The organism is Dokdonella sp., assembly GCF_036518555.1.
Classification (GTDB): domain Bacteria; phylum Pseudomonadota; class Gammaproteobacteria; order Xanthomonadales; family Rhodanobacteraceae; genus Dokdonella_A.
Window position 1 is genome coordinate 23,141 of the sequence record NZ_DATDMY010000312.1, and the last position, 9,067, is coordinate 32,207.

Annotated in this window: 5 protein-coding genes; 3 read left to right on the forward strand and 2 right to left on the reverse strand. The window is 69.1% G+C overall.

Going from position 1 to position 9,067, the window contains the following annotated elements; all coding sequences use genetic code 11:
- The first annotated feature begins 161 nt into the window (after positions 1–161).
- Together VI238_RS16830 and VI238_RS16835 are read left to right on the forward strand one after the other, a co-directional pair.
- Complete coding sequence (locus tag VI238_RS16830) at positions 162–1,271, forward strand: DUF3182 family protein (RefSeq protein ID WP_331653441.1); 1,110 nt, start codon at positions 162–164, stop codon at positions 1,269–1,271.
- 97 nt (positions 1,272–1,368) lie between these two features.
- Positions 1,369–2,040: a hypothetical protein gene (locus VI238_RS16835; protein WP_331653443.1), complete on the forward strand. Its 672-nt coding sequence runs from the start codon at positions 1,369–1,371 to the stop codon at positions 2,038–2,040.
- Positions 2,041–2,057: 17 nt separating this feature from the next.
- Here the strand turns inward: VI238_RS16835 and VI238_RS16840 are convergent, their stop codons facing one another.
- Together VI238_RS16840 and VI238_RS16845 are read right to left on the reverse strand one after the other, a co-directional pair.
- Positions 2,058–3,440: a sigma-54 dependent transcriptional regulator gene (locus tag VI238_RS16840; protein WP_331653445.1), complete on the reverse strand. Its 1,383-nt coding sequence runs from the start codon at positions 3,438–3,440 to the stop codon at positions 2,058–2,060.
- Positions 3,441–3,684: 244 nt separating this feature from the next.
- Positions 3,685–3,927: a hypothetical protein gene (locus VI238_RS16845; protein ID WP_331653447.1), complete on the reverse strand. Its 243-nt coding sequence runs from the start codon at positions 3,925–3,927 to the stop codon at positions 3,685–3,687.
- A gap of 293 nt (positions 3,928–4,220) precedes the next feature.
- Between VI238_RS16845 and VI238_RS16850 the strand changes: the two genes are divergently transcribed.
- Positions 4,221–9,067 (forward strand): HAMP domain-containing protein (locus VI238_RS16850; RefSeq protein WP_331653449.1); only part of this gene is annotated, 4,847 nt, incomplete at its 3' end.

The window sequence follows — 9,067 nt, forward strand, 5'->3', positions numbered from 1 at the left end:
TTGCGCGGTCGCGCGGACCTGCGAGCGCGCTGGAAAACCGTTCGCACGGCGTGAAATCATTTCACACTGCCTCGTCGCGAACGCGCGCTGCGACGCCACGGCATCGCTTGGCATGGTGCCTGCTTCGATGCTCGCAGCTCTCATGCCGGAAGGTCACCACGATGAGCATCGAAGAACTGCAGTTCCGCGGAGCGGGCCGTGTCGAGGCTGTCATGCGCAACGAACCGGAGTACGATTCCGGGACGGCATGCCTCGGTCATACCGCCGAGCGCATCGCGCGACTGCTGCAGTACGAATACGGCGGGGCGCCGCGCGACGACCGTCAGCGCATCTACTTCGTGCCCGATCACACCCTCACGCTCGCCGAAGCGGCGCGACTGGGCATCCGCTCCGAGCTCGACCTTTACGGGGGCGTCGTACCGTACGCCTTCGTCGCCACGCGCGCGGCGACGCATCCACCGGTGTCCGCGGACGCGGTGGTGCCGCAGACCTGGTCGTACGCGCTCGCGCGCATGCTGGCTTCGAGCGTGCTGCGCGGCTACTCGGCGTTCTCCGTCATGGATGCGTGCATCGCCGCCAAGCGCCTGTTGCGCAGCGGCCCGGTGCGCATCCATTGCGGCGACGCCGAGCCGGCGCAGGCGGGCGAGACGCTGTACGACATCGATGCCTGCATCGAGGCGATCGAGGCCATTCCCGTGCTCGAACTCGGCGTGCGCGGCGTCGTCGTCGAGCACGCACTCGCCGAGGAGACCGTGCACGTCGTCGGCAGCGCGCGCATCGGCGCGCAGTCGATCAGCTACGTCGGCACGCGTCGCGCTCCGCGCATCGCGTACGGCCGTGCCGTCCACGCCGGATGCGACCTCGTCGTCGTGCAGGGTGACTTCGCCGCGCTCGACCGCGTCGGGCTCGATGCCGACGAGCGCGCGGCCGTGTTGAAGGCAGCGCACTACGATGCGGCCCTCGCGCACGCGTATCGCCCGTCGTTCGCTTCGCGCCGCTGCTACGACGTCGTGCGCGGTCGCAATGCGCATGACGAGGTGCGCATGGGCGTGTGCGGGCAGCTCTGGCGCTGTTCGGCCGAGAGCCCGGCCGAGGTGGCCGCGATGCTCGCCTTCCGCGACGTGCCCGGGCTCGCGTGCGTCCGGGCGTCGACCTGCGAGGCGATCGGCGAGGTGGACGTTCCCGCGGGCGCGATGGTCTATCATCGATCGTGCGACGACGCCGGCGGCACCGTGACGCGCTACTGCACGATCGACATGCATGCGTCCTGAAGCCACGCTGGGGCCGCACGCGTCCGCCACCGGGACGGTCTCCCCGACGGCCTGCTCCGGACGGCGCAGGCACCGCCCGTCCACAGCGAGGCACGCCATGGAATCCGCCGCACCGACGAAGAACGCGCCGCGCGTCGAGACACTGGGCCAGCTCGTGGGCCAGTTCGCGCACGATCTCAACAACCAGCTCGCGATCGCGCTCGCGAGCGTCGAACTGGCGACGCGGGTCGACGACCGCGACAAGGCTCGGCAGCTGCTCACGCGCGCCGTGGAGGCGATCGAGCGCCAGCGCGTCCTGCTCGAAGCAATGGCGAACGCGTCGGCCGCGAGCGCGCGACCCGAAGTCTGCGACGTGCACGCGCTGCTCGAAGAAGCGCGCATGCGCACGCCCGGACGCATCGTGGTCAAGCCCGCCGCCGCCGACGCGAGGGTGCTGTGCGACCGCGCGTTCCTCCGCGATGCGCTCGCGCATCTGTGTGGGCACGAGCCCGGCGATGGCGTGCTCACGATCGAGACCAGCAATGGCTTCGCCCGGCCATCCGGCCGCGGCGCATCGCTCGTCCTGCTCGTCGCGCCGGTGATGCCGCCAGGTCGTGTCGCGGAGCGTGCGTTCGCGCCGTTCGGCGACGAGGACAACGAGCGCCGGCTCGGATTCGCGCAGATCCACGATACCGTGCGGCGCATCGGCGGCCGCGCCGACTTCGAGCCGTTCACCGACGAGGCATGCGGGCTGCGCCTCGTGCTGCCGCTGGCGGCGGCGGTCCCTTAGGTGCGCCCGCGCGCGGTTCAGTCGGCCTTGTCGTCGTCCGGGCCGCTGCCGACGAGCTCGTCGCCGATGAGGCCCTGCTCGCGATAGCGCAACAGGCGGTTGTAGATCGTCTTCGTCGTGATGCCCAGCGCGCGCGCGGCGCGGCGCTTGTTGTTGCTGCTCGCGGCGAGCGTCTTCAACAGCATCTCCCGCTCGATGTCGTCGAAGCTCATGCCGACCGAGAAGCGGATCGAGCCGTCGCTCTCGGCGATCGCGCGCGGCGCGGCGTCCTCGGCGATCGCGACGATGTCGTGGTCGGCGAGGATGTACGCGCGCTGCACGGCGTGGCGCAGCTCGCGCACGTTGCCGGGCCAGGCGCGTTCAGCGAGCCGGCGCAGGCCGTCCGCGTCGAATGCGCGCGCGGTGCCGTAGCGCTGGTTGAGGCGGTCCAGGAAGTGGCGCGCGAGCATCGGGATGTCGTCGCGCCGCGCGCGCAGCGGCGGGATCGTCAGCGGGAACTCGCTGAGCCGATAGTACAGGTCGGCGCGCAGGTGGCCGTTCGCGACCGCCAGTTGCGGGTCGCGATTCGAGGCGGCGACGATGCGCACGTCGACGGGCACCTCGCGCGCTCCGCCGACGCGCGTGAGCGTGCGCGTCTCGATCACGCGCAGCAGGTAGACCTGCAGCGCCAGCGGCATCTCGGTCACTTCGTCGAGGAACAGCGTGCCGCCCTGGGCCTGCTCGAAGAACCCCGCGTGCGCCTGGGCGGCACCCGTGAATGAGCCGCGCTCGTGGCCGAACAACTGGCTGCTGAGCAGGTCCGGCGCGATCGCGCCGCAATTCACGGCGATGAAGCGACCGCTCCGTGCACTGAGTTCGTGCAGCGCGCGTGCGACGAGCTCCTTGCCGGTTCCGCTTTCGCCGTGCACGAACACGCCGACGTCGAGCGGCGCGACGCGCCGGATCTGGTCGAACAACGCGCGCATCGGCGCGCTCTGCCCGACCATCCCGGCGACCGCGGCGGCCGCGCGCGGCGGCCGTGCCGCGGCACGTTCGCATGCATCGCGCATCAGCCTCGCGAGCGCGTCGAACGGGACGGGCTTGACGAGGTATTCGACCACCGGCTTGCGCACCGCGCGCACCGCGCTCTCGATCGACGGGAAGCCCGTGGCGATAGCGATGCGGCCATGCTCGGCGAGGTCGATCTCGTCGACGAGATCGAGCCCGTTGCCGTCGGGCAGAGACAGGTCGACCAGCAGCAGGTCGAAGCGCGCTTCCTCGACGCAGCGACGCGCGTCGGCGAGGGTCGCCGCGTTCGTGAGGTGGCAGCCCTCGAGCTGCGCGACCTCGGCGACGATGGCGCGGAACGCTTCGTTGTCGTCGACCACGAGGACGCGCGCGGCGTCGTTCAGGCGATCCATCGATGATCCTCTGCAAGCCGATGCGGCGCGTCGCACTGCCCCTCGCGACATCGCGCGACCATACCGCATTCTCCGTCGCGGCGACGTGCACTCGCGTGCGCGCGATTCACGTTCCGTTCGCAAAAAAAGACTGCCCGGGGGCAGTCTCGAAAGGACCGAGGCTCGGATGCGGGGCGCGCGCGGGAAGGGCGGGCCGGGGCATCGGGGGAGGGAAGGGGAACCTCGGTTGCTCCAAAGGGGTGGCTCACATGGCCGCGGCCATGCGCTCATCGAATGTGGTTGCGGCCACCGCATGCGCCGCGAAGTCGACGGAGCGGTCGAGCACCTGCCACCGGTGCACGGCCGAGGCGGGGTAGCGCCACCAGCGCGTCGCGAACTCGCCGTCGCGGTAACGGCCGCGCAAAGGCACGCGGCGCGCGCCGATCGTGAACTGGACGGCTTCACCCTCGCCGGGCAGTCCTTGCGCCGTCGTCATCCAGATCCCCATGGTCGTCTCTCTCCGTCGGACGGATGCAGCCGTCCCCGGCATGGGCCAAGCACGCGTCGTGCCAGCCAGGGGATCGACGCTCGGCGCAGGCAATGGCACGCGCGACGGCGTGCGATCTGCCGCGTGCTTCGTCTCGCGCGCGCCCATCGCGGGAAATTTTTACGCGCTGCGCGAAATTTTTATCGCGATGTCTGCGACGCGATGAATCGGTAAGCTAGTGATCGTCCGCCGGCGCGCCTCGCGCGAGGCATGCCGCCGCGGGCGCATTCGACGAAGGGCACCAGGGGGTTCGCATGGCGACTCGACGCAAGGCGGCTGCCGCGGTCGCGGCCGAGCCGGTCGCGCAGGACGGCGCGGCGGGTTCGACGCGCAAGACGGAAGCTTCCGAAGACATGTTGCGCGAGCTGCTGCGCGTGATGCAGGCCGTGCGCGACGGCAACTTCGGCGTGACGATGCCGGGCGACTGGTCGGGCATCGAAGGCAAGCTCGCCGACGCGCTCAACGACATCGTCATGAACAACCGGCGCATGGCGGACGAACTCGAACGCGTCGGCGAGGCGGTCGGCAAGCGCGGCCGCACGAGCGAGCGCGTCGTCGGCGCGAGCCGGCGCGGCGCGTGGCAGGCGATGGAGCGCTCCGTCAACACGCTCATCGACGATCTGCTGTGGCCGACCGAGCGCATGACGCTCGCGATCTCCGGCGTGGCGCGCGGCGACCTCACGCGCCTGATCGACCTTCAGGTCGACGGGCGCGCGCTCGAGGGCGAGTTCCTGCGTTCGGCCACCATCGTCAACACGATGATCGAGCAGCTGAGCGTGTTCAGCGCGGAGGTGACGCGCGTCGCGCTCGAGGTCGGCACCGCGGGTCGCCTCGGCGGCCAGGCGCAGGTGAAGGGCGTGTACGGCGTCTGGAAGGACCTCACCGATTCGGTCAACCAGATGGCGTCGAACCTGACCGCCCAGGTGCGCAACATCGCCGAGGTCACGATCGCCGTCGCGAGCGGCGACCTGTCGCGCAAGATCACCGTCGACGTGCGTGGCGAAATCCTCCAGCTCAAGGAGGCGATCAACACGATGGTCGACCAGCTGCGCGGCTTCGCGTCCGAAGTCACGCGCGTCGCGCGCGAAGTCGGCACCGACGGCAAGCTCGGCGGCCAGGCGATCGTGCCCGGCGTCGCGGGCACGTGGAAGGACCTGACCGACTCGGTCAACGCGATGGCGACCAACCTCACCTCGCAGGTGCGCAACATCGCCGAGGTGACGACCGCGGTCGCGCGCGGCGACCTCTCGCGCAAGATCACGGTCGACGTGAAGGGCGAGATCCTCGAGCTGAAGGACACGATCAACACGATGGTCGACCAGCTCAACGGCTTCGCCGCGGAGGTCACGCGCGTCGCGCGCGAGGTCGGCACGGAAGGCAAGCTCGGCGGCCAGGCGCAGGTGCCGGGCGTCGCGGGCACCTGGAAGGACCTCACCGACAACGTCAATTCGATGGCGTCGAACCTCACCGGACAGGTGCGCAACATCGCCGAGGTCGCGACCGCGATCGCGAACGGCGACCTCTCGCGCAAGATCACCGTCGACGTGCGCGGCGAGATGCTCGACCTCAAGGAGACGCTGAACACGATGATCGAGCAGCTGCGCTCGTTCGCGTCGGAAGTGACGCGCGTCGCGCGCGAGGTCGGCACCGAAGGCAAGCTCGGCGGCCAGGCACAGGTGCCCGGTGTCGCGGGCACCTGGAAGGACCTCACCGACAACGTCAATTCGATGGCGTCGAACCTCACGGCGCAGGTGCGCAACATCGCCGAGGTGACCACGGCGGTCGCGCGCGGCGACCTCTCGCGCAAGATCACGGTCGACGTGCGCGGCGAGATCCTCGAGCTCAAGGTGACGATCAACACGATGGTCGACCAGCTCAACGGCTTCGCCGCGGAGGTCACGCGCGTCGCGCGCGAGGTCGGTACCGACGGCAATCTCGGCGGTCAGGCGATCGTACCCGGCGTCGCGGGGACGTGGAAGGACCTCACCGACTCGGTCAACGCGATGGCGACGAACCTGACCGTGCAGGTGCGCAACATCGCCGAGGTGACCACCGCGGTCGCGCTCGGCGACCTCTCGCGCAAGATCGTCGTCGACGTGAAGGGCGAGATCCTCGAGCTGAAGAACACCATGAACACGATGGTCGATCAGCTCAACGGCTTCGCCGCGGAGGTGACCCGCGTCGCGCGCGAGGTCGGCACGGAAGGCAACCTCGGCGGGCAGGCGCAGGTCGAGGGCGTGTCCGGCGTGTGGAAGGACCTCACCGACAACGTCAATTCGATGGCGTCCAACCTCACGACGCAGGTGCGCAACATCGCGGAGGTCACGACAGCGGTCGCGCGCGGCGACCTTTCGCGCAAGATCGCGGTCGACGTTCGCGGCGAGATCCTCGAGCTGAAGAACACGATCAACACGATGGTCGACCAGCTCAACGGCTTCGCCGCGGAGGTCACGCGCGTCGCGCGCGAGGTCGGCACCGAGGGCAAGCTCGGCGGGCAGGCGACGGTGCCCGGCGTCGCGGGTACGTGGAAGGACCTCACCGACAACGTCAATTCGATGGCGTCGAACCTCACGACGCAGGTGCGCAACATCGCCGAAGTCGCGACTGCGGTCGCGCGCGGCGACTTGTCGCGCAAGATCGCCGTCAACGCGCAAGGCGAGATCCTCGAGCTGAAGAACACGATCAACACGATGGTCGACCAGCTCAACGGCTTCGCCGCCGAGGTCACGCGCGTCGCGCGCGAGGTCGGCACGGAAGGCAAGCTCGGCGGGCAGGCGACCGTGCCCGGCGTGGCCGGAACATGGAAGGACCTCACCGACAACGTCAACGTGATGGCCGCGAACCTCACCAACCAGGTGCGCGGCATCGTCAAGGTCGTGACCGCGGTCGCGAACGGCGACCTCGGCCAGAAACTCACGGTGGAGGCGAAGGGCGAGGTCGCCGCGCTCGCCGAGACGATCAACAGCATGACCGACACGCTCGCGATCTTCGCGGAACAGGTGACCACGGTCGCGCGCGAGGTCGGTGTCGAGGGACGCCTCGGCGGCCAGGCCAAGGTGCCGGGCACGGCCGGGACCTGGAAGGACCTCACCGCGAACGTGAACCTGCTCGCGGAGAACCTGACCAACCAGGTGCGCGCGATCGCCGAGGTCGCGACCGCGGTGACGCAGGGCAACCTCACGCGTTCGATCCAGGTGGAGGCGCGCGGGGAGGTGGCCGACCTCAAGGACAACATCAACGCGATGATCGGCAACCTGCGCGCGACGACCGAGCGCAACACCGAGCAGGACTGGCTGAAGACGAACCTGGCGCGCTTCAGCGGCATGATGCAGGGGCAACGCGACCTGCTCGAAGTCGTGCGCACCCTGCTGTCCGAACTCGTGCCGCTGGTCGACGCACACCAGGGCGTCATGTACGTGATGCAGGACGACGGCGACGGGTTGCACCTGCAGCAGATCTACGGTTATGCCGACGACCCGCCGGGCGGAGTGCCACGGCGCTACCGGCTCGGCCAGGGGCTCGTCGGCCAATGCGCGCAACTGCGTCGCAGCCTGTTGTTGAACGAGATCGCCGACGAACGCATCCGCATCGCGTCGGGACTGGTCGAGGCCGCACCGCGCAGCGTGATCGTGATCCCGGTGTTGTTCGAGAACGAGGTGAAGGCGGTCATCGAGCTCGCCAGCCTGGCCGAGTTCAAGCCGTCCCATCTCGCCTTCCTCGAGCAGCTGACCGGCAGCATCGGCATCGTGCTCAACACGATCGAGGCGACGATGCGCACCGAGGGCCTGCTGTCGCAGTCGCAACAGCTCGCGGGCGAGTTGCAGGCGCAGCAGAAGGAACTGCAGCAGACCAACGACGAACTCGCGTTGAAGGCGAAGCTGCTCGCGCAGCAGAACGCCGAAGTGGAGCGCAAGAACCGCGAGATCGAGCAGGCGCGCCGTGCGCTGGAGGAGAAGGCCGCCGAACTCGCGCTCGCGTCGCGTTACAAGTCCGAGTTCCTCGCCAACATGTCGCACGAGTTGCGCACGCCGCTCAACAGCATCCTCATTCTCGGCCAGCAGCTCGCCGACAACGTGGAGGGCAACCTCACCGGCAAGCAGGTCGAGTTCGCGAACACGATCCATGCCGCCGGCACCGACCTGCTCAATCTCATCAGCGACATCCTCAACCTGTCGAAGATCGAATCCGGCACGGTCACGGTCGACACCGAGGAGCTCGCCTTCGCGCAGCTGCGCGACATGATCGAACGAAACTTCGCCCACGAGGCCGAGCGCCGGAAGCTGCGGTTCGTCACCCATTTCGACGCCGCGCTCGGCACCAGCATGGTGACCGATCCGAAGCGCCTGCTGCAGGTGTTGAAGAATCTGCTGTCGAACGCATTCAAGTTCACCGACCACGGCACCGTCTCGTGCGACGTGCGCGTCGCGCATTCGGGGTGGAGTGCCGACCATGCGGTCCTCAGCACGGTCCCCGTGGTGGTGGAGTTCGCGGTACGCGACTCCGGCATCGGCATCGCGCCCGAGAAGCAGCGCATCATCTTCGAGGCGTTCCAGCAGGCGGATGCCGGTACGTCGCGCAAGTACGGAGGCACCGGCCTCGGCCTCGCGATCAGCCGCGAGCTCGCGAGCCTGCTCGGCGGCGAGATCCAGTTGCGCAGCGCCGTCGGCGAGGGCAGCACCTTCACGCTCTACCTGCCGCTGCGCTACGTCGGCCCTGCGGTCACGATCGAAGGCGTCGCTGCAAGGCGGCCCTCGGCCCTCGTGCCGCCGCCGCCACAGCTGCCGGCGCCGCGTGCCGAGGAGATCGACGACGACCGTTCGCAGATCGTCGCCGGCGAACCGGTCCTGCTCATCGTCGAGGACGACCCGCACTATGCGAAGGTGCTGCTCGACCTCGCGCGCGAGAACGGCTTCAAGGGTATCGTCGCGATGCGCGGCATCGAGGCGATCGCGCTCGCGCGCAAGTACCTGCCGACCGCGATCTCGCTCGACATCTTCCTGCCCGACGTGCTCGGCTGGACCGTGCTGAGCCGGCTCAAGCAGGATTCGGCGACGCGCCACATCCCGGTGCAGGTCGTCACGATCGAGGACGAGCGCCAGCA

Bases quoted from the DNA above. Each gene is read 5' to 3' on its own strand.
- VI238_RS16840 (WP_331653445.1), bottom strand. From the start codon at position 3,440: ATGGATCGCCTGAACGACGCCGCGCGCGTCCTCGTGGTCGACGACAAC.
- VI238_RS16845 (WP_331653447.1), bottom strand. From the start codon at position 3,927: ATGGGGATCTGGATGACGACGGCGCAAGGACTGCCCGGCGAGGGTGAA.
- VI238_RS16830 (WP_331653441.1), top strand. From the start codon at position 162: ATGAGCATCGAAGAACTGCAGTTCCGCGGAGCGGGCCGTGTCGAGGCT.
- VI238_RS16835 (WP_331653443.1), top strand. From the start codon at position 1,369: ATGGAATCCGCCGCACCGACGAAGAACGCGCCGCGCGTCGAGACACTG.